The 26,160-nt window shown below is 39.4% G+C and carries 24 protein-coding genes and 1 other annotated feature; of the genes, 6 read left to right on the forward strand and 18 right to left on the reverse strand.

What is annotated here, in order from left to right:
• The first annotated feature begins 34 nt into the window (after positions 1–34).
• A complete protein-coding gene (locus DWZ33_RS15165) occupies positions 35–1,900 on the forward strand; it encodes a BglG family transcription antiterminator (RefSeq protein ID WP_118455685.1) in 1,866 nt (621 codons plus the stop codon).
• 67 nt (positions 1,901–1,967) lie between these two features.
• Here the strand turns inward: DWZ33_RS15165 and DWZ33_RS15170 are convergent, their stop codons facing one another.
• On the reverse strand, positions 1,968–3,860 hold the full coding sequence (locus tag DWZ33_RS15170) for an FAD-binding protein (protein WP_118455687.1): 1,893 nt from the start codon (positions 3,858–3,860) through the stop codon (positions 1,968–1,970).
• 115 nt (positions 3,861–3,975) lie between these two features.
• On the opposite strand from DWZ33_RS15170, the gene DWZ33_RS15175 reads away from it, so the two are divergent.
• Positions 3,976–5,190, forward strand: a complete 1,215-nt coding sequence (locus DWZ33_RS15175) for a helix-turn-helix transcriptional regulator (RefSeq protein ID WP_118455688.1) — start codon at positions 3,976–3,978, stop codon at positions 5,188–5,190.
• Between the two features lie 171 nt (positions 5,191–5,361).
• Here DWZ33_RS15175 and agaD read toward each other — a convergent pair whose 3' ends face one another.
• From agaD to DWZ33_RS15195, 4 genes are all read right to left on the reverse strand, one after another.
• The gene (agaD, locus tag DWZ33_RS15180) at positions 5,362–6,162 is read right to left on the reverse strand and encodes a PTS galactosamine transporter subunit IID (protein ID WP_118455690.1); all 801 of its coding nucleotides are present in this window, start codon (positions 6,160–6,162) and stop codon (positions 5,362–5,364) included.
• The gene (agaC, locus tag DWZ33_RS15185) at positions 6,149–6,961 is read right to left on the reverse strand and encodes a PTS galactosamine transporter subunit IIC (RefSeq protein ID WP_029473652.1); all 813 of its coding nucleotides are present in this window, start codon (positions 6,959–6,961) and stop codon (positions 6,149–6,151) included. The genes agaD and agaC overlap by 14 nt, the downstream gene beginning before the upstream one ends.
• A gap of 17 nt (positions 6,962–6,978) precedes the next feature.
• The gene (gene agaB, locus DWZ33_RS15190) at positions 6,979–7,452 is read right to left on the reverse strand and encodes a PTS galactosamine transporter subunit IIB (RefSeq protein WP_022938938.1); all 474 of its coding nucleotides are present in this window, start codon (positions 7,450–7,452) and stop codon (positions 6,979–6,981) included.
• 83 nt (positions 7,453–7,535) lie between these two features.
• On the reverse strand, positions 7,536–10,265 hold the full coding sequence (locus tag DWZ33_RS15195) for a sigma 54-interacting transcriptional regulator (RefSeq protein WP_022938937.1): 2,730 nt from the start codon (positions 10,263–10,265) through the stop codon (positions 7,536–7,538).
• A gap of 98 nt (positions 10,266–10,363) precedes the next feature.
• Here DWZ33_RS15195 and rpoN point away from each other — a divergent pair, with 98 nt between their 5' ends.
• Positions 10,364–11,614 carry an RNA polymerase factor sigma-54 gene (gene rpoN / locus DWZ33_RS15200; protein WP_118455692.1) on the forward strand — a complete coding sequence of 417 codons (1,251 nt, stop codon included), beginning with the start codon at positions 10,364–10,366 and terminating at the stop codon, positions 11,612–11,614.
• Here the strand turns inward: rpoN and agaB (DWZ33_RS15205) are convergent.
• Positions 11,611–12,117 (reverse strand): PTS galactosamine transporter subunit IIB, encoded by a 507-nt coding sequence (gene agaB, locus DWZ33_RS15205; protein WP_022938935.1) that lies wholly within the window; start codon positions 12,115–12,117, stop codon positions 11,611–11,613. The two genes, rpoN and agaB (DWZ33_RS15205), sit on opposite strands and share 4 nt — an antisense overlap.
• Before the next feature lie 99 nt (positions 12,118–12,216).
• Between agaB (DWZ33_RS15205) and lepB the strand changes: the two genes are divergently transcribed.
• On the forward strand, positions 12,217–12,768 hold the full coding sequence (gene lepB, locus DWZ33_RS15210) for a signal peptidase I (protein WP_182425760.1): 552 nt from the start codon (positions 12,217–12,219) through the stop codon (positions 12,766–12,768).
• 43 nt (positions 12,769–12,811) lie between these two features.
• The gene (locus tag DWZ33_RS15215) at positions 12,812–13,765 is read left to right on the forward strand and encodes a CPBP family intramembrane glutamic endopeptidase (protein ID WP_022938933.1); all 954 of its coding nucleotides are present in this window, start codon (positions 12,812–12,814) and stop codon (positions 13,763–13,765) included.
• A gap of 148 nt (positions 13,766–13,913) precedes the next feature.
• On the opposite strand, the gene DWZ33_RS15220 is transcribed toward DWZ33_RS15215, so the two are convergent.
• The 9 genes from DWZ33_RS15220 to DWZ33_RS15260 form a co-directional block, all read right to left on the reverse strand.
• Positions 13,914–14,651 carry an NAD-dependent protein deacylase gene (locus tag DWZ33_RS15220; RefSeq protein ID WP_118455696.1) on the reverse strand — a complete coding sequence of 246 codons (738 nt, stop codon included), beginning with the start codon at positions 14,649–14,651 and terminating at the stop codon, positions 13,914–13,916.
• Positions 14,644–15,537, reverse strand: coding sequence for a hypothetical protein (locus tag DWZ33_RS15225; RefSeq protein ID WP_118455698.1), 894 nt, complete (start codon positions 15,535–15,537; stop codon positions 14,644–14,646). The genes DWZ33_RS15220 and DWZ33_RS15225 overlap by 8 nt, the downstream gene beginning before the upstream one ends.
• Positions 15,538–15,552: 15 nt before the next feature.
• A complete protein-coding gene (locus DWZ33_RS18345) occupies positions 15,553–15,759 on the reverse strand; it encodes a DUF1653 domain-containing protein (RefSeq protein WP_022938930.1) in 207 nt (68 codons plus the stop codon).
• Positions 15,752–16,615 (reverse strand): hypothetical protein, encoded by an 864-nt coding sequence (locus tag DWZ33_RS18350; protein WP_147352901.1) that lies wholly within the window; start codon positions 16,613–16,615, stop codon positions 15,752–15,754. The genes DWZ33_RS18345 and DWZ33_RS18350 overlap by 8 nt, the downstream gene beginning before the upstream one ends.
• Before the next feature lie 81 nt (positions 16,616–16,696).
• Positions 16,697–17,533 (reverse strand): MetQ/NlpA family ABC transporter substrate-binding protein, encoded by an 837-nt coding sequence (locus DWZ33_RS15240; protein WP_022938928.1) that lies wholly within the window; start codon positions 17,531–17,533, stop codon positions 16,697–16,699.
• 57 nt (positions 17,534–17,590) lie between these two features.
• Positions 17,591–17,839 (reverse strand) — a binding site (T-box leader).
• A gap of 183 nt (positions 17,840–18,022) precedes the next feature.
• On the reverse strand, positions 18,023–20,239 hold the full coding sequence (locus DWZ33_RS15245) for a sensor histidine kinase (RefSeq protein WP_118455701.1): 2,217 nt from the start codon (positions 20,237–20,239) through the stop codon (positions 18,023–18,025).
• Positions 20,240–20,248: 9 nt separating this feature from the next.
• Positions 20,249–20,956 carry a response regulator transcription factor gene (locus DWZ33_RS15250; RefSeq protein WP_022938925.1) on the reverse strand — a complete coding sequence of 236 codons (708 nt, stop codon included), beginning with the start codon at positions 20,954–20,956 and terminating at the stop codon, positions 20,249–20,251.
• Between the two features lie 170 nt (positions 20,957–21,126).
• Positions 21,127–21,591: a DUF4352 domain-containing protein gene (locus DWZ33_RS15255; protein ID WP_118455702.1), complete on the reverse strand. Its 465-nt coding sequence runs from the start codon at positions 21,589–21,591 to the stop codon at positions 21,127–21,129.
• Positions 21,592–21,647: 56 nt separating this feature from the next.
• On the reverse strand, positions 21,648–22,259 hold the full coding sequence (locus DWZ33_RS15260) for a cyclodeaminase/cyclohydrolase family protein (RefSeq protein ID WP_118455704.1): 612 nt from the start codon (positions 22,257–22,259) through the stop codon (positions 21,648–21,650).
• A 77-nt stretch (positions 22,260–22,336) separates the two neighbouring features.
• Here DWZ33_RS15260 and DWZ33_RS15265 point away from each other — a divergent pair, with 77 nt between their 5' ends.
• A complete protein-coding gene (locus tag DWZ33_RS15265) occupies positions 22,337–23,071 on the forward strand; it encodes an alpha/beta hydrolase (protein ID WP_022938922.1) in 735 nt (244 codons plus the stop codon).
• A gap of 114 nt (positions 23,072–23,185) precedes the next feature.
• Here the strand turns inward: DWZ33_RS15265 and DWZ33_RS15270 are convergent, their stop codons facing one another.
• The 3 genes from DWZ33_RS15270 to DWZ33_RS15280 form a co-directional block, all read right to left on the reverse strand.
• Entirely contained in the window at positions 23,186–23,839 is a 654-nt protein-coding gene (locus DWZ33_RS15270) for a DUF2238 domain-containing protein (protein WP_118455707.1), read from the reverse strand.
• Position 23,840: 1 nt separating this feature from the next.
• Positions 23,841–25,316 (reverse strand): nicotinate phosphoribosyltransferase, encoded by a 1,476-nt coding sequence (locus DWZ33_RS15275; RefSeq protein WP_118455709.1) that lies wholly within the window; start codon positions 25,314–25,316, stop codon positions 23,841–23,843.
• Between the two features lie 101 nt (positions 25,317–25,417).
• Positions 25,418–26,044: a hypothetical protein gene (locus tag DWZ33_RS15280; protein ID WP_118455711.1), complete on the reverse strand. Its 627-nt coding sequence runs from the start codon at positions 26,042–26,044 to the stop codon at positions 25,418–25,420.
• Positions 26,045–26,160: the final 116 nt, after the last annotated feature.

The raw sequence follows: 26,160 nt of genomic DNA on the forward strand, positions 1-26,160 counted from the left end.
TAGTTAAAATAAATAAGAAGAAGGTGAGTGCATCATGAGCAATACATTAAGTGAACGGCAAAAAAAGATACTTCAATTACTAATGAAATGCCATGGCCGAGCCAGCGGCAAGCTGCTTGCGGAAAACATGAATATTTCATTAAGAACACTTACAAGTGAAATGGCAGAATTAAAAAGAATGGCCTTAGTTGATTCAGATAATGCCGGTTATAAAATCATTGATGATGAATCTTCACTGCAGCTGATGGCCTTAGAAGATACCGACCTGAGACAAAAAATCTTACGACGGCTTCTCAATGCTAATCAAGCTATTGATGTTGATGAGCTCGCTGATGAATTTTATGTCAGCACCTCGTCGCTGCGCAATAAGCTGAAAGAAATTAATAAGCTCATTTGTGAAAATGATCTGCAATTAATTTACGCACATAATACAGTAAGAATCGAAGGTACTGAATTGAATAAAAGGTTCATGATCCGTAAAATGATCTATGCCGATTTCCCCAGTCGAATGATGAATATCGATAATCTGGCAGATTACTTTCATGACATGGATATCAGCAGTCTTTATACTATTGTATTAAGCAGTGTCGAAGCAAATGGTTATTATATCCAGGATGCCTATTCATCAAGTCTTTCATTAAATTTAATTATCGGCTTATACCGCATCAGTCAAGACATTCATACACCGAAGCTGAAAGATGTAGACACTGATTCAATCGAATATAAATTAGCTTCTGAAGTTTGTCATCGTTATACAAAGCATTTTAATAAAACAGTTACCGAAGGTGATATAGCTTATATTACCAGCCTGTTCTGCGGCCAAGTCGTTCATCCAAACCGTGAATCACCTTATGACAGTTATGATTTTGAATTTGAAACAAAGATCAGTTCAATTCTCGCAACTACCTTTGAGAAATACATGTTAGAGGTTGACTATGCCAGTATGGTTCACAACCTTTCACTGCATATCTTTGATCTGATTAAACGCAGTAATTCCAATAATTTTGTCAGCACTCAAATACACAGTACGATGAAACAGAAATGCCCCTTTATTTATGATGTGGCTGTCAGTCTTGCCAAACAATTAGAGGAAGCCTTTCATATAACGATCCCTGATGATGAGATTGGCTTTTTAAGTGTTCATATTGGTTTTATCATTGAGAATTCTATGGATAATGATCAATATATTGACATCCTCTTGATTGCCAATCATTATCAGGGAATCGCCGAGCATATTCAAAATAAGCTTTTAGAGCGCCATAAAGATATTCTGCGCCTGCACGTGATGGACCCGGCAAGCAATGTTGTGCCAAAACAAAATATCGACTTTGTGATATCAACAGTGCCATTAGAAATTATCGGCAAGCAAATCATCAATATATCGCCTTTCTTTGATGTAGTGGAACGCGCGCAGGTCGATGAAGCGATCGCCAAGTATTTAAAAGAAAAAAAGCTGCGCCGCAACAATGTCTTTCTGACATCATGCTTCAACCCCGCCTTATTTTTTATTGATGAAACAATAACTACAAAACAGGAAGCCATCCAATTTTTAGGGCAGAAAATGGTTGATTTCGGGATTGTCCAGCAAAGCTTTATCGATTCGGTATTTGAACGTGAAAAGCTCTCACCGACATGTTTCTTTGATGCCTTTGCAATACCCCACGCATTAACCATGGACGCAAAAAAAACGATCATCAGCGTACTGATCAACGAAAAAGGCATCCAATGGGATGACACGCAGATCAAACTATGCTTACTGATCGCTATTCAGAAGGAAAATATTCTTGAATTCTCTAATGTATACAATAATACGGTCTATGCACTGTGTGATTATGAACGTTTAAACCGTTTATTCAAATGCACTACTTCTGCTGAATTTGTCAACATCTTAAAACAATAGATAAAACAAATCCCCTGCCAAAGACAGGGGATAATTTTATGATTATAATAAACCTTTTTTATAATTGTTATTTTTTAGATAATGCGTCATTAACAGCCTGAATAATCGCTTTACTTGTTATTGTAGCTTTTGAAACAGTATCCACACCATCAGTTCCATTGTTATCAATAATTGCTTGAGGAAGCGTTTCAATCGCTGGAGCGGATATCCCTTCAGTTTCATTGTGCTCGAGAATTTCAACGTTTTCAATTTTATCGCCATTCATTGTAACTTTGATTACAACATCACCGCCCATACCAGTTCCAACACCGATATATTCATTTTCCTTAGTTTCATACTCTTTTGGTTCAATAACATCTGTAATTTCTCCAAGCGATGCAGGAGTAGAAGCTACTTTTTCATTTAAAACATAGGCAGGCAGCTCAGGTTTCGGAACCGATGCATTCTTACCAGCAATCTGACCAAAAATTAAACATTCTGCTAAATTTGTACCACCTTGATATAAATGAGTTGTCATGCCTCCCATTTCACCAGCTGAATACAGATTCGGAATTACATTACCATTTACATCCAAGATTTCCGCATTAGCATTTTTTCTAGGACCGCCCTGTGTATTTAAAATCGCAGCTTTTACAGGTAATGCATAATACATCACATTATCAAATGCACTCATTGTTTCAGCATCTCTGTCAAATTCTTCATCCTTACCATTTGCTGCAAAGCGATTATAATCTTCGATCGTTTCGGTTAAAATTGCTGCATCTACGCCAATTTGTTCAGCTAAACCAGATATAGAGTCAGATGAAAGAATACCAGACAAAAAGCGTTCAGGAATGAAATTTTTCTCTGCAATTTTATCTGCCTGTGTTTGATCGTAAATTACCCACATTTTTTCAGGATATGTTGGATTGTAATAACTTTCATTCATATATTGATGACCATGTTTTAATGGCTCCGTTTCGTTTAGAAATCTTTCACCACCATTACCAACTAGTACAACAGCACCTGTATTCAAAGGATTCTTTCCTAGCATAGAAAGCATTACACCATTTTCATCTTCTCCGACAAAATAGGAAACACCACCTGTTCCCATACCACCTTCATATACATGCATGTGCCATAAATCCGCACCAACTTCCATAGCCATGCGAATTCCGTCCCCTGTATTATATTGACCGCCAAACTCGGCATAATCAACTAACCCGATATAATCTTGTACCATTTGCTTATTGAATTCAAAACCACCTGTGCATAAGATGACACCATTTAAAGCGCGAATATTCATCATTTTACCATCACGCTGAACTTGTACACCAATAATAGTCTTTGACATTGGATCTTGAATTAAATGAACCGCTGGCGATTCAAACCAAATATCGATATTTTCTGATTTATCTAAAACAGCTTGTTTCATAATTTGATACATGTAAGAATCACTTGCACCTTTATGAAGATTAAACATCCCAATAGATTCACTTCCTGGAAGCTCAGGGAATTCAGGTGAATAGCCTGCAGCCTGCGGTAGCAATCCATTATCCATAAAATCTTCTGAATTCAAGCCATAATTTGTCACCCAATTTTCTTCAATATTGGCAATTTCTTTTGCCATTACTTGAAGAATTTCATCATCAATCTCATGATCGCCAGCCATAGCTTTTAAATAATTATAGGTATTTTCAACATTACCTTTACCATTAATAAATACCTGTCCGGCTACTTTGCTATTTCCTCCTGATAATCCTTCTGACATTTTTTCAACCAACAAAACCTCACTTCCGTTCTCGGCAGCTGATTTGGCAGCTGAAGCACCTGCTGCACCAAAGCCGGCTACTACAACATCATATTGTGCATCCCAGACAATAGTATCTGCATAAGTGTAAGTTTCAGATGCAGATGTTGAGCATCCGGCGACTAGTATAACTGCCGCAAATAAAACCATAAATTTTCTTAATGTTTTCATAATATCCCTCCGCTATGTATCTTAGCATGAGAATTAGCTGGAAAGACTTGATAAAAATTTTAAAAATACGAAAATAAATGTAGTTTTAGTCTTTTAAATATGATAATTTTATAATATGAAAAATAAACTAACTTCTGTACAAACAAGTGAAGTAATCTCTAATAATATGCGATTTAACTATATTCTTTTAGAAGATCACAGTTACTTTATTGAAAGCTACATCAAAAACCTAAATCTGCCTGTTCGTTTTAATATTGAACATTTCCATTTTTGCATCACAGGTCCGGATAAAAAACACATGGAATTTGTTGATGCTGATAATTTACGTGCCAGAGGAAATCAAATTTACAAAATATATGATCAAATACAGGACATATTAAATGAGAACAACTATGCTGGAAATCATTTTTTAATTAAAGTTGATAACTCAAAAAAAATCGGTGTTATTTTTTCACCGTTGGAAAATCCATTATGCCCTCCTTTAGATATTGCTAAAAAAATTCATGCAATTAAACCCTATGTTGAAAAGAAATATTATCGCTATTTAGCAACCTCTTTAGTTACAAATTATGAAGGATATGGCAATATTCATAAAGCTTACAAGGATGCTGACAATCTGAATAAATTCATATTTTTCCACTTTTTCGATCAAATTATAACACCTGAAATTATGACCAATTTATGTATACCCTGCACTTTTTACGCCATTAATCAAAATGTAAACCGTTGGTTAGATGCTTTTTGTAATGGCAATATCAATGAAGTAAATGCCGATATTGATTATCTTTTTTTAGAATTAATTGCAAATAGCTATGATTATCTTCAATTTTCATCCGCCTATTCATTGTGCAAATCACATATCGATTTATTTATTCAGGTATATAAACTTAGTCCTGATTCTTCAGAAATTAAACGAATAGATGCTTATGACGCTATAGAAGACTATGTAAGTGATTTAAAACTGACAGTAAAAAATATTATGAGTCAAATACATACCTTTTTCACACCAAGAGTATTTTTCGCATTAGGTTATATTCAAAATAATTATATGCATGATATTTCATTATCTTCAATTGCAGATTATCTGCATATTTATCCAACCACAATCAGCAGTGAATTTAATAAAGAAGTGCTATGTTCTGTAAGTGAATACATTTCTAACTGCCGTATTCAAAAGGCTTGCGATTTGCTAAAAAGAAGTTCATTTTCTATTGAAATGATTGCAAAAAAAGTAGGATTCACAAGTGAACGTTATTTTTCTCATATTTTTAAGGAAAAGATGGGTTGTGCTCCCAGCCAGTATCGCAGACACAAGTATGCTGATAAATGAATTTAATAGTATTATAATTCAAACGATTTCCTGTATTTATTACGTGAACCAGATTATATAATATCTGCATTCGATTGTTTATTCAAATGCACTACTTCTGCTGAATTTGTCAATATCTTAAAACAATAGATAAAACAAATCCCCTGCCAAAGACAGGGGATAATTTTATGATTATAATAAACCGATAAAGCTGCAGACAATACCTAATACGAGTGTACCAACGATCAATACAACCGGACTTACCTGTTTCTTTTTAAGCAGGTAGAACATCAATAATGTATAACCCATAGGCAGCAGTTTCGGGAAGATCGTATCCAGGAAAGCTTCCTGAATAGATACTTCGATACCGCCGGCAACGGAAATAACCGGTAATAAATCAATGGTTACATAGCTGGCAATCAAAGCACCGATAACGGTAATACCAAGGATTGTCGCTGAGTTTGAAATCAAATCAGAATTTTCTTTCAAGACATCTAATGCCTTTGTACCTAATGTATAACCCATCTTCGTCCAAACAATACGCAGACACCAGATGATAAAGTATACGGCAAAGAAAATGATTGGTCCAATAATCAGGCCTTCCGATGCGAATGAACAAGTGATACCGGCAACGATAGGCAGTAATGTAAACCAGAAAATAGCATCACCGATACCGGCGATAGGTCCAAACAGCGCTAATTTTAAGCCACGAATCAAACCGCGGTCGCCGCCGTTTTCTTCTAATGATACTAACAAGCCCATCAAGAACCCTACAAAATTTGGATGTGTATTGATGAATTCAAGGTTGTCATGCATCGCTGCTTTTAAGCCTTCAGGATCATCAGCATAGATTTTCTTTAAAGCAGGAAGCTGCGCCCATAGCCAGCCGCCAGCCTGCATTCTCTCATAGTTGAAAGAAGCCTGCAATAAGGAAGAACGGATACCCAATTGGGTAATATCTGAATTAGTTAAGATTTTTTTAGATTCCGACATGTTTATTTCCTCCTCCATTATTATTTACAGACAGATTAGCAACGGCTTCATTGATTTCTTCTTTTCTAGCTCTAGCAGTAAAGAAATCATATAACGCGAATGCTGCACCAAGTAAAGCAACCGGCAGCAGATTCGGCATAACGATAAAGTTCTGCATCAAGAAACCAGCAATTAAGAAAGGAATATATTTTGTCTTCATCATAACGCGCAGCAGCATACCAAAGCCGATTGCTGGCAGAATACCGCCGGCAACTTCAAGACCATGTGTTAAAGCCGCAGGCATTGCGTTAACTAAAGCGTTCATCGCATCCTGAGCGACATAAGTACACAGGAATACAATCACACCATAAGCCAGAGCAACAATAGCCATTGTCGTATAATTCAAACGGGCAAATGCGGCAGTATCTGCTTCATCCGCACATTTGTCAGCTTTCGCCATAAAGAATGAGAATGCTGAATAGAAGAATAAAATAACATACTGCATCAAGAATGAGAATGGCAGACACAGTCCCAACGCTGCCTCTGCGTTAACACCTGTTGTGTACGCGATGACTGTACACATAAAACCAGCCAGAACCGGGTTTGGCGGCTGTGTACCGCCAGCCGGTGTTAAACCAGCAAAAGCCAATTCAGTTAATGCACCAGTAGTTAATCCCAGGGTTACATTGCCTAAGATAATACCAGTAACTGTGGAAACGATTAATGGTCTGAAGATAAAGAATGCTTCCAGCCAGTAGTCGATACCAATGATGATCGCCGCTAAAGCCAGCAGCAGACCTTGTATCAGAGTAATTTGCATTTTCTAATCCTCCCTTTCTATTGGATTGTTTCGATAGATTCCCCCGGCACGTCCTGACAATAAACGCGGACGCCCTTGGAAGCGATGTATTTCAGATCGTCCATATCTTTATCATCAACATAGACTTTCTTTGTCAATGCACGCTTGCCATTTGTGAAATGCATGTTGCCAACATTCACTTCCTTCAGCGGTACACCCTGATCAATCAGGCGGCGAACCTCTGCCGGAGTACGAACAACAATGAAAATCTTCTGCTCAGGAGCCGCGTTGGCAATGATCTGAGCCGTATAATCAACGGTAAAGAAACGAATGCCGGCACCTGCTGATTTAGCGGTCATCGCCATCAATGATTGCTGCAGCGAATCCTCGGCAGCAACATCATCAGCAACTACAATCAGGTTAGCTCCTAATGTTTTTGTCCAAGTCATCCCCACCTGTCCATGAACGAGACGATTATCAATGCGTGTCAGTAAAATGTTTGGTCCTTCCATGTTTTCACCTCCTTTACTTCCTTCACTTATATTGTAGCAAAAAGCGTGCCAACTTTTATTGTCGAAGTCAGACACGCTTTAAATCAGCTGTTTTGGATATAATTGTAAATATAAATAATTTCAGCAACCGGAATTTCGACACTATATCGTTCATTTACGACACTGAAACTTTCTTTGACAATTTCAATAAATTCTTTGTGATTGGCAATAAACTCATCCGGGCTTTCCAATAGCTGCACCTCATTTTTAGTTATTAAACGTTCAATCAGGCATGCAAGATGGACATACAGCCCGACCTTTTCTGCCGCCGGCAAAGAATATTGAAGCATTCTTTCAAGCTGACGTACAACCTCCTGAACATCCTCAAGCACTTTCTGAGCATTTAATATTGTCAGATGGTTCACGATATTATCCAAAGAGAAATTTTTAATAATATTCTGAGCGAAAATCTGTACCTGAGCTTCCGTTAAAAAATTACGCATCAGCTCTCGCAGCCGGTTGAGATCATCATTCATCACCAGCTCCTCAAGACCGATAAACGGTATTCCCTCTACCTTGGGATTCATTGTACCGATGATAAACTCTACATTGTAACGGTCAAAGATCCGATCGTTCAAGCCATTTTCTACTAATGTCTGATAATCATAGGAAATAATTTCACCATCAATCGGCACCGGCAGACTGGTAGCCAGCAAATCAGAAATCTTCTCCGCCGCCCCGACACCCGTCGCGCAGACAGAGAGGATTACTTTATTTCTTTCCCGGTTATTAATATAATTATAGCTTGATATATTTTCCTGACTTGCCTTCTCCAATAGGCTTTCAATTGACTTCCCCTGCATGATGCCGGAGCCGATTTCTAAAGCCAGCTTCGTATTAACATTATTGATAATACCAATGTTACAGCCGGTGTTATGTTTAATTCCCTTATAAATTTCTTCCAGTGATCCCATATCAACAAGCAAAACAAGTTCTTCAAACGCCTGTTTCTTTTTAAGATAATCATTCAGCTGATTAGTAATCTTATCAAAGCTGACATCCAGCTGCATATCAATCGCGTCAAAGATATACTGACCTAAAAACTTATTCACCGCCTCTGCAATAGAAGAAGCTGTCGAATAACCATGACAGAGAATCACACCGACCGTATTTTCAGATTCTTTCATCGGATCGGCGAAACCGCGTACCATTAATACCAATCTGAACTGCGTCATTTCATCAAACTCAATATCCAGATTCAGCTTGATATTCTCACTGATTTCATCAGCAATCGCACTTTCTCTCGGCATTTTCTGCTGAACCAGCTCACGCAAAGACGCAATCAATGGTGCGTGCTCCTTAATCCATGTACGGATATCATCCTTCACCTGCGAATATTCATAAACATAGCGTGAAATCAGCAGGATATCATTGTTGCTGACTTTTAATGAATAACGATTCATGATAATGGAAAAAATCTTATCGACAATTTTACGGGTAAAGTCATAATTCGGATTGCTGATTAATCGTTTCTCAAACATCAGATAATCGTTATATTTATTAATTGCATCTAAGGAACTGCTGATCAATTCCTGAAAGGAACAGCCATTTTTCATATATTTCTGATATTCATCAAGAATCTTCGCAAACGCGTCGATCAGCTTGGAGTCGGAAGGTTTGGCCTCATTCAGCCGGCTGATGAAGATCATCGTATCATCCTTTTGATCGATCAAGCGGACATTGATCGTCGGCAGCAGATTCAAAATCGTATCCGGCAGATCATATAAATGAATCTCCAGCACATTCTTATTCATCCGATGATTCAAAAACGCATTGGCGCATGCCGCTTGGATGCAGTTTTTTATACCGCCGACATTGCCGGGGATGCTGTTGTTCATCAATACCTGATAGGTCAGAGAACTGATAGCAATTTCACAGTTGATCTTTGTTGATTCCTTCTTAAAGATACTGTATACCAGCGCTTTCTTCTCATTGATCGGCCTTTCATCAAGCGATGGAATCTTCACTATGATTGGAATCCGCCGCAGCAAGGTTTTAAGCAGTACATCTTCAGGACTCTCCGTTGTCGCAAAGACTAAACGGCATGATGAATGATACCAGTTTTCATTGTCACCGACCATGTGATACACACCGCGGTCCATGAATTGAAAGAGTTTTTCCTGACATTCGGCTTTTAAACAATGCACCTCATCAAGAAAGAGAATGCCGCCGTCCGCTAACTGAATCAACCCCTGATTATCTTTTTCAGCACCGGTATAAGCGCCTTTTTTATAACCGAACAGATTGGCGGTCAGCAATTCTGGATTATTCGCGTATTCACTGCAGTTAACCGCAATAAACTTATCACTTTTCTTCATCAGCCCCACACACACCGCATAATCAGCCATTAAAGAGGCAATCATGCTCTTCCCAGTGCCGGTCGGTCCATTTAATAAAATCGGCAGCCCATTGGGTGGATAGGTGATAGCCGCTTTACATTGTTCCACCACATGACGCAGTGAATCCTTATACCCGATCAATCGTTCAAAATCAATCATCATCGCGTCATTAAATTCTTTAAATGAAGCATAGACAAGCTTATCCAGCTGAGCATCGCATTTCGCAAATACCGCTGCCGCATCAAAAAAATATACCGGCCGGGTATTAACCTTGATGATTTCACCTTTTTCAACACCCTCATTCAAATACTGTGAAGCGGCATTGCGGCTCATCGCGCATTGTTCAGCGAGCCATGAAGCGGTAAATTCTTCACGCTGAGCAAATTCAAAACGTTCGCAGACTTCTTTAAGCAGCTGATATAATTGTTCTTTCATAGATTGACCTCACTTACTGATATTGTATTATTTAAAATGCTTTCTTTCAATCTTATTTCTAATTATGATAGAATGTAAGAAATAAGGATGGATGCTTTATGAAATTAGAAACCCACTTGACGCAGACATTAAAACAGACTCAGAAGCTTTCAATGAAGCAGCAGCTTTCATTAAAAGCGTTAAGCATGAATGCTCAGGAATTAGTCGAAATGATTCAGGAAGAAGTTAATACGAACCCTTTGCTTGAAATTGATGAATTCAGCGCTGATTCAAATACGCTTGATTATGATTTGGCAGCTGAAATGTCGAAAGCCAGTACCACATTAATTGATGAATTATTAATGCAGCTGCATACGTGCCGGCATGTCGAAAACCCACTGCTTTGTGAATTCATCATTTATTCACTGGATAATAACGGTTATCTGACGTTAAGTGTTGAGGAAATCGCCCAGCTTTGTGACTGTACGCCAGAGGTGGTGGAAGATGCCCTTTATCAGGTGCAAAGCTTTGAACCATGCGGTGTGGCGGCGCGTTCATTAAAAGAATGTCTGATTATCCAATGCGCTGAGATGGATACAGCTCTGAAGCCTTATCTGATGATGTGTGTGGATCAATATCTTGATTTAATCGCGGATAATAAATTACCTGAGATTGCCCAGCGATGTGATACTTCTCTTGATACCATCAAAAGCTGCGTGACCTTAATCAAAACATGCAATCCAACACCGGGTGCCGCCTATGCGCCTGCCGCTGCTCTATCAATTCCCGATATTTTTATATCCATTGATGAAACTGATGCGCTGAATGTTACCGTAAAAAATTATACTCAGCAGCTGAAAATCAATCACGCATATGATCAAAGCAGCAATGAGGAATTAAAGATTTATGTAAAAGAATATACAAAACGGATTCAGGAATTAATTGCCATGCTTGATAAGCGGCAGAATACACTCTTTACTATTGTCAGTGCCATCGTCTCCATACAAGCCGGCTGGTTTTTGCATCAAGCTGACCTTTTGCCGATGACGCTCAATGATATCGCTGTCCTCTGCAATCTGCATGAATCTACGGTATCAAGAGCCGTGCAGGGAAAGCTTTTAGAATTCAACCAGCGCTATATTCCCTTGAAATTTTTCTTTAACGCCAAGCTTGAGAGCGGTCAAAGCAGTATGGCTATCCAGCAAAAGCTGAAAAAATTAATTGAGGGTGAAAACAAGCAGAAGCCATACAGTGATGCTGAATTGAGCGCATTAATGAAGCAGGAGGATATTCAGATATCCCGGCGCACGATTGCTAAATACCGCGATCAGCTCGCCATACCTTCCGCTTCTAAGCGTAAGATTTATTAACGAAGTACAAATTTAACCTCATCAAGACCGCTCAGCTTCTCACTGACAGAACCAGGTACATCCTGAATGAAGATGGAAACATTAAATGACTCGATGATTCTCAGTGCTTCAAGATCCGCTTCATCAACATATACCTTGCGGTTTAATGCCATTTTACCTTTCGCAAAATGCATATTGCCGACATTAACGCTTTGAATCGGAATCCCCGCTTTCAGCAAGTCTACAATCGGCAGCGGATCATGTACGATCAGATAAAGCCGTTGATTTTCACTGACATTTGGAAACACCTTCACAAACTCATCGACAGTAAAAAAACGAATATCCGCACCGCTGGAACGGGCAACCGTCCGCATCAGCTTCTGCTGAAGAACATCATGGGCTGCCGCCTCATCAATCACCACAATAACATTAGCACCCAGCGTCATTGTCCATGTAACGCCAACCTGACCGTGTACGAGCCGATTATCAATCCGGGTCATCAGGATATGATCTTTTAATTCCATACTGACACCTCACTTCTAGCTTGATTTTACCAAAAACTTCGGATGCTTGCAAAAGAATTAAAATTAACTTATAATAATGCAGTAAAACAAGAGGAAATTATGACAAAAGAAACATGCTATAAATTTATTAAAACGATCTTCACTTATGGTTCCTTGGTGTTTGTGATCGGGTTAGCCGCCTGGATCATCCGTGACTTCTGTATGATTGATGTTGTCATTCAGGGACAGGAAATGACGCCGACCATTAATGAAGGAACGACAGGTGTGACCTTTCTCTGGCATGAAGACTTTCAGCGCGGTGATCTGGTTTTAATCAAACAGCCGGGCGGTCAGGGATATGCGATTCGCCGCATTATTGCCTTGCCTAATGAAACCGTATCCTGTGTGGATGAGGTCATTTATGTAAATGGTGAACCGCTGGATGAAGATTATCTGGATGCTGACTATGTTAAAAAGATGCAGCGCCGTTACGGTTACTTTACCCGTGATTTTAATGAGGTCGAGCTGTGGACCAATGAGTACTTCCTGCTTGGTGACAATCGTATCGCTGCACAGGAAACTGATTCAAGAGCATTAGGCGCTTATACGGAGAATAGTTTAAAAGGTAAGAATTTAATCCTCTTATCGCCGAATTTTGAAGTTATCAAATAAAAGCTTCCCCCTTATGATATAATATCGTAAAGGGGGTTTTTTTATGGATAACGAACTGCCTGTCATTGATGAATCTGTCATTGAAAAACCCAGGGAGTTAACAAAAAAAGATTTAAAAAAAGAATTTAAGCATCTGGGCGGTGCTTTGCTGTTTAATCTGGTGCTGCAAGTATTTGTAGCTGGCCTGCTGTCAGTGGTAATCCTTGCAATTGCTAAAAGCTATGGTTTCTATCATGTAAATTATAACCTGATGCTGATGGTCACTTTGGTATTTACGCTGTTATGTGCGGATACGATTCCCTTCTTTATCTGTGCTCATCGGCTTAAAATCAAGCTGCGCACTTATCTTGTGAAACCAGCCATCAGCGGCGCTGAAATGGTAAGATGGTTTTTAATTATCATGGGCATTGTCGCTGTTTACAATCTGCTGTCTACCGCACTGATTAATACCTTTCCTAATATTGAATTTCAGCAGACAGGTCTTGAAGGCTTCAGCGCGACTGACTGGATCACCCTGCTGATGAGCTACATTGCGATTGCTGTCATAGCACCGATATTTGAAGAAATTGCATTTCGCGGCTTATGTCTGCATGTTTTTGGCAAATACGGAACTCGTTTTGCCATCATCGCGTCATCGATGCTCTTTGCTTTATTACACGGCAATGTCATTCAAAGTCTGTTTGCTTTTGGTTTAGGAATCCTGCTTGCTTTGCTGACATTAAAAGCAAAATCAATACTGCCGGCAATTTTCGTTCATTTTGCTAATAACAGCATTGCTTTAATTCCTGTGGAATGGTTTGTCTTTCTATTATTCGGTATCTTTATTTTAGGTGGTTTATTCTGCTATTTCACCCATCGCGATATTTTCAAGCTTGATGAGACCGTACCAAATCATCGATTCTGCTGGGATGCGCTGATGGCAACACCGTCGATCTTGATGGTTGTTATTATTTATACACTGATGATCATTTTCACAACGGTGATGTGGTTCATGTAGCTAATATAAAGTCAATCAATTGATTGGCTTTTTTTATACAAGAAAATCATGCCGCTCTGACATGATTTCATTAGTATTTATTGAAATAGCTTAAATTTTAAAACCTAGCTTAATACTTTAACCGGCAAATCATAGCTCAGCTTCCTGTTCAAGCATTTTCAATCAATTCCATTGCCTTTGACAGCACCTTGGCAATAGATTCATTAAAGATAAGATCAGCTCGGCTGTCATAAGCTGTCGCGTCCTTATTGATTAAAATCAGCTGGCTGCCATGAAAATAATCAAGCAAACCAGCCGCCGGATAGACGACTAAACTAGTGCCGCCGACAATCAGCACATCCGCGTTATTAATTGCCGAAATTGCTCCGCGCAGGATTTGCGCATCCAAGCCTTCCTCATAAAGCACCACATCGGGTTTTATGATGCCGCCGCAGGAGCATCGTGGAATCTGTCCCTTCTGTTTCAGCATCTCATTCAGTGAATAATGAGCGCCGCATTGCTGACATGTATTGCGGTGCACGCTGCCATGCAGCTCATACACATGCTTAGAACCAGCTGCCTGATGCAGCCCATCGATATTTTGTGTGATGATAGCATCTAGATTACCCATTGCCTCAAGCTTTGCCAGCACCTCATGCGCGGCGTTAGGTATTGCATTGGGATAAATCATTTCATTAAAATAAAAATCATAAAAGGCCTTGGGATCATACTCATACATTGAATGTGACAGCATTCTTTCAGCCGGATATTTATATGTTTTTTTCTGATACAACCCATCACTGCTCCTGAAATCAGGAATATTACTTTCGGTACTCACACCGGCACCGCCAAAAAATACGATATGTTTCTTCTTCAAGCTTTCCGCAAGCTCTTCAATTTTACTCATTCCGTTCTCCTACCGCATTGATGCAGTCAAGCATTTCAATTATTTTATTCTGATTCATGCGCAGCTGAATATCCAAATCATGCAGCGCATCAACGATTTGCTTTTTTATTTTCATAATCTGCTTCTTAAGCGTTATTACTTCATCTTCAAAGAAATAATCCATTAAAAAATTATCCACGATCTGATCAGCTACCGGCACAAAATCAATTTCCAGCACTGATTCATTCAGCTTAGGACAGCGGTCATAAACAGCCTCAAATTGATCCAGTGTCCGTTTCAGCTGTGCAATCAGCTCCTGCATCGCATTGAGTCTTTCAAATTGCTTGCTGCCCTTGGTTAAAGAAGATTCAAACAGATGCTTTTGCGTCGATGAAAAGCAGCCGTCAAAAACCTCATGAATCAAAGCCAGCGCTTTTTCGCCCAAATGCTGAGCGTCATTGATCCGCTTATTTTCAAGACGGCATTTTTCAATTACCATTTCAAGCTGTTCCAACACCTCATTATCCTGATGTGTAGCCTGCAGCTTCTTCTCCTGCATCAGTTTAAAGTATTGCTTATCAAAGCTGCCCTGTGCCTTTAATTCCTCAACAACACGGTCATATTCAGCCTGCAGCACCGACAAATCGTTTTCCTTCTGCTTTAAATCAAGAATCTCTTTAATCGCCTGATCCTCTTTTTTCTTTCTGAAATTAGAAACCAGCGACGCGATACTCAACCGATAATTATGCTTGCTCTCTTCACTGGCATTAACCCTTGAGCGCATCTTTTCAATTTCCGCCAGCTTATTTTCTAATTGATTTTTGAGACTCTGCTTCTCCAGCTGCAAAAGCTTTGTCCTCTCCATTTGATGTTTTAATTCCACAATCTGCTTATTGATATGTGCCATGAGCATCCCCGCTTTCTAGTCCACACGCGTAAATCGTGCAACCTGCCTGCCATCTCTCTCAATCACTTCATCAAACATCTGCAACGGCCGTATCCAGACCCCGTGATCGCCGTAACATGCCCGATATACCACATATTCCTCTTCGGTTTCAGAATGTTTGGCAATCGTCAGCACCTCATATAAATTACCTTTAAAATGACGGTAAAATCCTGGTTTAATCATCCGTAGTATCTCCCTCAGTTGCCGGTTCAAAGTTTTCATCTTCCTCATCACTCGGCGGCAGCTCACTGTCCTCACGTTTGATATCAATGCTGATGCGATCTTCCGTACTGATCTGTACGACATCAAACAGCCATCTGATCCGCCAGCTTGCCAGTCCCTCAGGCAATGAAGCTGTTGGCAGGAAGTAGGTTGTCTGCATCGTTACATAATTATTAGTATGCGACAGTTCAGTATTGGCAACAAACTCAACGGCACTATCCGCATCGCTGCTGTCTTTTACCATAATAATCGGCGTACCGACCGGTGTTGACAGATTATATGTATAGCTCAGCGAGATCATGATACCCTCACCCAAAAGCGGATCATTAACCCATTCACTGCTCTTTTGAAAATCAAAAATGTAATCTACGACAACACTCGTCTTTTCACTGATCGACACTTCATTCTTTAATGAACAGCGAAGCTCAAACTCGTTGACACCGGTAGCAAATTGATATACGGTTATCGGCATTTCATAGCTTTGCGTATTCGTCACATCAGCAATTAAATTATTCTGTGAATAAAGTTCAATTTTTTCTATCACTGAATCATTGCTGGCAATATCCCAGTAAAGAATTACCGAATTGCCGCCATCATCAAACTGTCCATAAAAATTACGGATCATTGCACGCTCATGAGTATCCTCAGGTTCCTCATCATTGCCCTGCGGCGGCTGTTCATCGACCAGATTGGGCGGCAGTACAATATCGCTGGGTTTATTGATTGACAGCGCATAAACCGCAACGGCAGCCATAACGACAAATATAAATGTTAAAACTGCCACAAACATCTTATTTTTCTTAATGAATTCCATCATGCATATCACCTTTTTCATATTTATTATAACAGAATTCCAGCATTTGCCCACGTTTTATGCAAAGAAAAAGACCCGCAGGTCTTAATCAAATACAGGAATAACCAATGTACCAAAAGTATTTTCAATAAATGTCTTAGTATCAGCGCTCGTTAATGCCTTTTTCAGTGCTTCAATTTTCTCGTCATTCTCATGGCCTTCCTTTACAACAAGAACATTCGCATATTCCTGAGCACCCTCACTGTTCTTATCCTCACTCACACAAAGCTTATCAACGATATCTGCGCTTAATGCATAATTGCCGTTGATTACCGCATAATCAACATCCGGTAAAATCGCTGACAGGTTCTTTGCTTCAATCTCAACAATTTTTATATTCTTCGGATTTTCTTCAATATCCAGAACCGTCGCTGCCAAACCCACACCCGCTTTAATTTTAATCAAGCCATGAGCTTCAAGCAGCTGCAGCGCTCTTGCCTCATTTGTACCATCATTAGGCACCGCAATCTGTGCGCCATCCTTTATATCATCCAGCGTCAGTGTATCCTTAATTTCACTGCTGCCGCCGGCATAGACGCCAAGCGGTTCAAAATGAACCTTCAAAACAGATGCTAAATGGGTTCCGTAATCGTTATTAAAGCCATCAAGATAAGGCTGATGCTGGAAATAATTCGCATCTAGTTCATCATTCTCCAATGCTGTATTTGGGATGATATAATCATCAAATTCCTTGATCACAAGATCATATCCCTCAGCCTTTAATGTCTCTTTAACCGATTCAAGAATCTGCGCATGCGGGCTTGGACTTGCACCGACGATAATCGTTTCTAATTCGGCTGGATCACTTGCCGGCGGATTATTGTTACTGCTGCAGCCAGCTAATAATGCAACAACTAATAAACTTGATAATAATTTTTTCATTTTCCTGTTCTCCTTTTATTTTAATTCAACTTAATGGATGAAAAAAAACTTTCATCCTGAAAGGACGAAAGTTGACTTCGTGTTACCACCTTACTTCACTGATATCTCACAATACCAGCCTCTTCAAGTACGCCTGTAAACAGGTTATACCCTATCGCTTTAACGGGCGAATCCGACATTGCCTAAGCAACCCTCAGCAATGCAACTCCAAGACCATTTTCAGCAGTTATTTCCTTTATCCTCTTGCACCCTGTGAGGACTCTCTGTGAAAGCTTTAATGCCTACTCTTCTCTTCATCGTTTTTGTATGGCACTATTATATCGGCTCGCTGAGCGCTTGTCAATATATTTTCAGAAATATTTTATAAATTTTTTCATATTATGAAAATAAAATCATTTCAGTTTCTTTCTATGAAACATCGCACCAATTACAGAAGCCGCCCCCAACACTAAGGTAATCACTGTAAACACAGCCGCAAAAGCGCTGATTTTATGCTTGTTCTTCATTTCCTTCCTCCCTCTCTGCCGCCTTTTCAAGCACGGCAAATTTTAATATCACCTTAAATAAATCACCGTCAACCAAAACCTTAATACTGCCGCCCTGCAATTCTGTAAAGCTCTTGGCGATTGCCAATCCCAAACCGCTGCCTTCAGAATTTCTGGAAGCATCATTGCGTACAAAACGCTCCGTCAGCTCATCAGGCGCATAAGTAATCTCCGTAGCCGAAACATTCTTGAAGGATACCACGGCAAAGCCATTTTCCTCTTTTAATTCAATGTAAACACGGGTATAAGGCATCGCATATTTGAAAATATTCATATAAAGATTATCAAAAATACGATAGGTCTTCGGCGAATCCAGCATACAGATGATTTTCTGCTCCGGATAAGAGGTCTTAAAGGTCAGATTGCTCGCTTCAATCTTATCACTCATTTCAAAATGAATCTGTTTAAGCAGATCACTTAAATTAACCTCTACTAAATTACACTGCACATTGCCGCTTTCAACCTTACTAATTTCAAACAAATCATCGATGCAGCGTTTCAGCCGCAGTGAGCTGTTATCTAAAATCTGAATGTAATGCTGACGTTCTTCATCAGTAATATTTTCTTTTTGCAGCAGATCAATATAACTGATTAAGGTAGTCAGCGGTGTTTTTAAATCGTGTGACACATTGGAAATCAGTTCAGTTTTCATTTTTGAAGAACGCACTTCCTCTTCGACCGCCTGCTTAAAGCCGGTCTTAATACCCAGCAGATTATCCTTCACTTCACCAAAGACCGACAGATCATCTTCAACCTCAATATCAAGATTGCCTAATGAAAGCTCCTTGGTCACATTTTCAAGAACGTGGAACTGCTGCTGCATGCCGCTGGCAATCCGTCTGATATACTGATAAGTAAAAATCGTATAAAGAATCAGCAGCAACGGCCCGAAAGCCCAGAAGATGCAGGCAATACAGCCAACCAACAGATTCAGAATCAATGCTGTAGCAATCTTTTTATTCAGCTTATCCGAAAGATCCAAGCCTCTGAATACATCAAAGAAAGCACTGATTTTACGGCAGCACCAGCCGATGATCGTGTTATTCATAAAGAAATCAGAGAAGCCCTGAATAAAGATCAGCTTAATTTCATATACCGCAACGGTAACTAAGAACAAATAGATAAAACCGCTGAAAAACAAGATGCTGTTGGTTACGATAACCGCCTTATCCGTTGATATATTCTGCAATATCTCGGTAATAAAATCAGTTGTCCCCATATTTACAAGCACTAAATATGTCCAGCCAAAGATTAAGGAAATACCCAGACTGAGCACGCCAACCATTAATTCAAAAGGACATTTAAGCAGTGCATTGTAGGCAGATAACTCACGCACATGTCTTGTGGCGATAAAGCATGCCGCGGCAATCGCTGCGGTAGTGATTACCATAAAAACCAACATACCCGCATCCTCATTCATTGCTGAATAACCCGGCAGATAGCGTGAATAAATCGTGCCGTCAACCAGCATCTGATAACGCTCATTGCTGATTGCATAAATAAATGTCGCATTGGTAATCGGTTCTACATTGACCTTGCTGCTGTTTTCAGCCACCCCGTTTTGAACGATGGACTCAAAATTAAACGCTGAAGATTCCATCAATGATCCTTTAAAAAACTTAGATGATACTGTCTTCAGCAAATCCTGAGACGCGTTGCTGATTGTAAGATTACCGGCATCATCATAATGCATAATAATATACCACTTAAAATATTTTGCTTTATCATTGCCAGAATTCTTTAAATCCGACAAATCGATTGAATAGCTGCGAGTATCGTTTGATTCGGCATAAAAATCAAGAACTAGATTTTTACGCTGAAGCGTATAATATAAATCTTCAAAATCATCCGGATTTTCCACATTACTGTAACCGCTGATAAAATCATCAAATAATTCAGCGGTTTCCGCATCCGGATTCTTAAGCAAAAGCTCGCTGTAAGAAATATTCTTGCCCGCTTCCAGTGATTTTAAATGCTTATACTGAACGATGTTATCAAGAAATAAATCATCTAAAAAATAATCATTGGTGTCAAGGCTTGTCAGATCAGGTTCATTTTTTTCTGCTGAAATCATCGGTTTAGCAATAACCATGCCCAATGATAACAAAGCAATGATTAAGATTAAAAGAAACCCAAAGAGTTTATTGCTCTTTTTTTCCATAATGTCCTCCTAAAGTTTCTCGATTTTATAACCTACACCCCATACCACCTTTAAATAGTGCGGATTCTTCGGATCGAGTTCAATTTTCTCACGAATGTTACGAATATGCACCATCACCGTTTCGGTATTAATCGCATCTTCATTCCATACATGTTCATATATTTCATCACTTGAAAAGACATGACCCGGGTGTTTGATCAGCATCTGAAGAATTTTAAATTCAATCGGTGTCAGACGTACAGGATTGCCGTCTACACTGACTTCCTTCGTATCAGCATTTAATTCAAGGCCGCCCTGGACATAGATATTATCATTGCTTTTCTCCTGAGAGACCATTTTTAGATAGCGCTGATAACGGCGAAGCTGTGAATTGACACGCGCCAATAATTCCATGGGCACAAAAGGTTTCGTAACATAATCATCAGCACCGATATTTAAGCCCATGATCTTATCCAGATCCTCAGACTTTGCCGAGAGAATTAAAAATGGAAAATCATGATCCTCACGTGCTTTTTTAATCATCGTAATGCCATCCATGACCGGCATCATAACATCTACCAATGCCAGCTGAATATCATCATGCTCCTGAATCATTTTTAACCCTTCGGCGCCATTTTCAGCTTTAATTACATCATAACCCTGTGTTTTTAAATAAATTTCAATTGCCTCCGCAATCTCTTTTTCATCCTCCACAACTAATATCAACGTCTTATCCATAAATACCTCCGTCAGCTTTTTTGTTTAATTTCACCATTTATTGTACCACATCTTTTCAACAACTAAATTATATCGATGAATTCTTTAATAATACTGCAGATAATTCTTAAGAATTTCTAAGGAATATGTCCCCATAAAAAAGACATTCACAAAATGAATGCCTTATTTTACTAACAATCCAGATTATAACGCAGCTTATACTGTTTCTCCGTATCGTCATCGTAATTCTCAAAATAGCGGAAGGTAACCTTCTTTGCTGATTCAGCAATAATGTATACCAGCTTGCCTTTAACCTCTTCATTGGGCTTTAAAGCAATCTCATCCTCAAATTGATAAGGCACACCGAAGTATTCCTCCGCCTCATACAGATCTTCCTTGTCATAACTGATCAGCAGATCATTTTTGGAAAAAGAAAGAATCTCATTACTCAGATTATGCAGGGTGACGCTGGCAATCAGAAAGATGCCTCCCTCATCGACGACATAACCGCAGCATTCCTTTTCAACAATTTCCAGTTTATTAATTTTTAGTGTAAATGTATTCGTCTGAAATTCATTGCGCATTGCCTGATTCGGACAATGATCATTGATCAGATAGATAATCTGTTTTTCATTTGTTGTTTTAATTAGATCCATCTTTTTCACTCCCTTGGTTTAAGTTTAACGAAACAGAAGTGAAAAAAGTGTCGAATTTATTGTTTAATCAAACGAATGCACTCTGCAAATGACTGCTCCTTCATTTCAGCAGCGGCTGCTTTGAGTTCATCGATTGCTTTCAACGCTTTTTCAGCTTCTTCTTGATCTTCAAGTGTCTGAATATTAATAAATACATTTAGATAACTGCTTGCTGCACACGCGTCACAGAGAATAACTGCAATGGCGCAGTCACTGACAGCCTTCTGATTGCCGTAAGGCATCATCTGTACTAAAAGCGACATTGCCTCAACCGCTGTCTGCATCGTTTTAAACGGTACATCAATCGCTTTATGAATCGCCTGCTGAATCAGCTGCGCATCCTTTTGCCGATAGGCATCAATCACTGACTGATAAGCCTCCATATCAGCTGCCGCCAATCCTTCTAAAACTTCACGCATACCGTTTAATTTTTCAAAAGACTGCATAAAATTCTGCTGAACCGCCTCATCCTGAGCCAGAAAAGCCTTGCGCTTAACGCTTAAATGGCCATACATCCGCCCAAGACAGAGACCAAGCTGTGCCACTAATGCTGCTACACAGCCGCCGCCGGGCGTTGGTGATGCACTGTCTACCTGATTTAAAAAGTTGTTTATCGTTTCGTTATTCATCTTGCACCTCAATCATTTTCTCTTACATAATACTAACACAAATCTATGCTATAATACAGAAAAAGGATGTGAGAGAAATGTTTGAATGGATTAAAAAATTAATGAAAGAAGAAAAAACAGAAGAAATAAATCAGGACAACCGGCCGCTGCTTGTGACGATTCACGGATTTGGCAAGCGCCGGCGGCATGAAATGGATCAGCTTCAGGAATTTCTTAACGATAAAAATATTGAATTGATCAGCTTTGATATGTATGATTTAACCGATGAGAAAGACTGCGATTGGCAGCAATGGGTCAAACGAGCTAAAGCTCAGCTTACTCAGGCTCAGCTCAGCAAACGGCCGATTTACCTGCTTGGCTTTTCCATGGGCGGCGTTATCGCTTCCTATCTTGCCACCTGTTATCCGGTTGTAAAGCTGATTCTGATTGCCCCTGCCTTTAACCACTTTCATTTAGAAAATTATACGAACATGGTAATTAAAGGAGCCAGCGGTTTAATCAGCAGTTCTAAAAACGACGGCAAAGAACCCTCATTGCCTAAATCATTCTATCCGGCATTTATGGAATGTGTAAAGCAGCTGAAAGCTAGTATTGCTAAGGTATCCTGTCCGGTGCTGCTGATTCACGGTGATGCCGATGAGGTCATCCCGCCAAGAAGCAGCGTGTGGGCTTTTGACATGATCACTCATGAACAAAAACAGCTCATTTTCCTGCATTTAGGAAAGCATCGAATACTAAATGATGAGCATGTGCGAGACGCTGCCTTCCTGTTGATTCAAGATTTTATTGAAGATCGGCTGATGCCTTTATAGGCACAGCTTTTTTTCATATCTTCTGTCTCTATTTTAGCACTGCTGTTAAAGATTTGTACTTACACATCTGTCACATCAAGAAAATGATCAAACATAAATTAAAAAAAACGGCGTTTAGCCGTTTCTATGTGCAAGATTCAAATCATAAAACTTTTGCGGCAGACGGGTAAAGAAATTATCTTTGCCGCTGCGTTTAGCACTGATCAAAAAACCGGTTACTACTAAACCGCCCGCAACGCAGACCAGCATATCGGTAATGGTATCATGAACTCCGCTGGTATAATGATTGATTGCATCATTATTAAAGAAAATAAGCATTGCATATTCATAAAACTCCCAATAAACAGCAATTGCTGTATTCACCGCATTAACAAAGACAAGAAATATATGCCATTCCTGAATACTGTCAAGCTTGGAAGATCGTTTAAGTATCATATACAGCAGATAAGCGATTTCGATGCCGCAGAAGCCAAAGCCAAAATGAACAACCTTATCAAAATAAGGGACACTGTAGCCGCCTAAGCATGAACCAATCAAAGAGGCAAAGTAACAAAATATAAGATTAATAATATAGATTTCACTGATTGGTTTCCATTTAAAGAGCTTAAACAACGCCGGTACGATCAAAGGGCAAAGAATTGCCACAAAGGTCATATTAAAGCGGGTATTCATCGCGCGGTCAGGAAAATTGACCACAAAGGAATAGATCAGAGTAGCAGCATAGATCAAAGCGGCAAGCGCTAAACTGCGTTTTTCTGTCTTGGACATATTAATGCTTCATCTCCTCAATTAAATCGAGCTTCATTTTTAATAATTCCTCAGTCAAGTCTACTTTATACACCTGAGGGTACTCAAAACGGAAATATTCATCCCATAAATGAGAAAGCTCCTGCTGACTGTATCTCCTGATTTCATTCAAATCAGGCACTTCATACACAAGCCGCCCATTTACAAAAATCGGCTCATAAAGATCACGGATCACAAACGTACCGCGCTTCAATGTTTTCTTTTTCCAGACATTATCCGGATGGCAGATCGTTAAATCCTCGTTTTCTGAAATTGGATGGCCGTGAATTGTCATCAGATCCGCCAATGCCTTATGATTTTCTTTGTCATAGATGCGATAAAGATCTTTGAACCCAGGATTGGTCATTTTTTCAACATTTTCACTCAATTTGATCTTAGGAATCATTTGATTGTCTTTAATCACTGAGCTCATCTTATAAACACCGCCGAAGACCGGTGATGATTTAGAAACAATCATATTCTCCCCGACCCCAAAGGAATCAATTTGAGCGCCCTGCTCAATCAATGATTTTATGATATATTCATCAAAAGAATTGCTGGCAACGATCTGGCAGTCTTCAAGTCCCGCTTCATCGAGCTGTTTGCGGATTTTCTTTGACAGATAGGCAATATCGCCGCTGTCGATGCGTACACCCTTTAAACGATGCCCCATAGGTTCAAGCACTTCTTTCGCAACTCGGATAGCATTCTTAACGCCGCTGTTGAGTGTATCATAGGTATCAAGCAGCACTGTGCAGCTGTCTGGATAAGTAAGCGCATAGGCCTTAAAAGCTTCATATTCAGAATCAAAAGACTGAATAAAGCTGTGTGCCATAGTACCGGCAACCGGTATATTGAACTTTTCCCCGGCATAGGTTGTCGCCGTCGCATCAACACCGCCGATATAAGCCGCCCTAGCACCATAATTAGCAGCATCAAAATTATGCGCGCGGCGCGCCCCAAACTCCATCACAATTCTGCCCTTGGCAGCACGGACAATACGGTTTGCTTTTGTCGCAATCAAGGTTTGATGATTAATTGCCAGCAAAAAAGCAGTCTCAAGCAGCTGAGCTTCAATAATTTTAGCTTTGACACGCACCAGCGGTTCATTAGGAAATACCGGTGTTCCCTCCGGCACTGCATATACATCGCCGGTAAAAATAAAATGACGTAAATAATCAAGGAATTCATCACTGAATTTATTCAGACTTTTTAAATAAGCAATATCTTCATCCTCAAAATGCAAATTCTGTATAAAGCCAATAATCTGTTCCAAACCGGCAAAAATAGCAAATCCGCCATTATCCGGATTACGCCGATAAAACAAATCAAAGGTAACGATCTTGTTGGCATCAGGTGCATTAAAATAGCACTGGCTCATTGTCAATTCATAAAAATCAGTGACTAAGCTTAGATTTCGTTTGTCACGAAAATCAAATTTTTCATCATAAGTTTCCATTTTCTAGCCTCTCTATGGTTATTTATGCAATGATAATTGCTTTACTATTATACCACTTTATAGTCAAAAAGCGTACAGAATGTTGCGATGTGTCAAGACACCTAAAAAGATTGGCTGCTTATTTCAGCTATCATATCAAAAAACTCGATTTTAAGTATCATATCGCAGAATTGACGCCATTCAGATAATTTATGGTTTTTGCGGCTGTGATAAATATTAAGCAAAGTTTCAAAATTCATCGTACAGGTTCTTAACTGATTAAAGCTGCTTGGCAGCAGTTGAATCATCTGAATCCATAATTCAGGATCTTTATCAATTAAGTATTGCTGGCGCAGCTGTTCAATCTGATCAAGATAATTTTTAAATAACGCAAGTCGTTCAGCATCCAGCTTTTCACAGCTGAACAGTGATTCATTTATCTCTTTCTTATGAATCGTATGCATCGTACTTGTTGAATTGGCAACAGTTCCTACTTTATATGTATCAAATTCCTTCCACCAGTAAAGCGGAGCCGTTATATCTAAGGACACAAATATTTGTCTTAAAAATTTACGGTGATCACTGCCAGCCGCGCAAAGCTTGCGGGCTAATTTTAAATCATTAGGGCCAAGAATGAACTTGCCGTCTGTAGTTATACTATCACTTTTTTCCCAGCTATCCAAAGGATTACGCATACCGCGCAGCGCATTTTCAATATTACTTACTGTACAATTTTTAATTTCAATCATATTCTATCTCCTAACATTATTTTTAAATTATAACAAATAGTTTCACCAACTGAAAGCACAAGAAAATGATTTCCTTCAATCCTTCAGGAAATCATGCCATCAATGATGACACCCAG

The organism is Dielma fastidiosa, from assembly GCF_003475485.1.
GTDB lineage: Bacteria > Bacillota_I > Bacilli_A > Erysipelotrichales > Erysipelotrichaceae > Dielma > Dielma fastidiosa.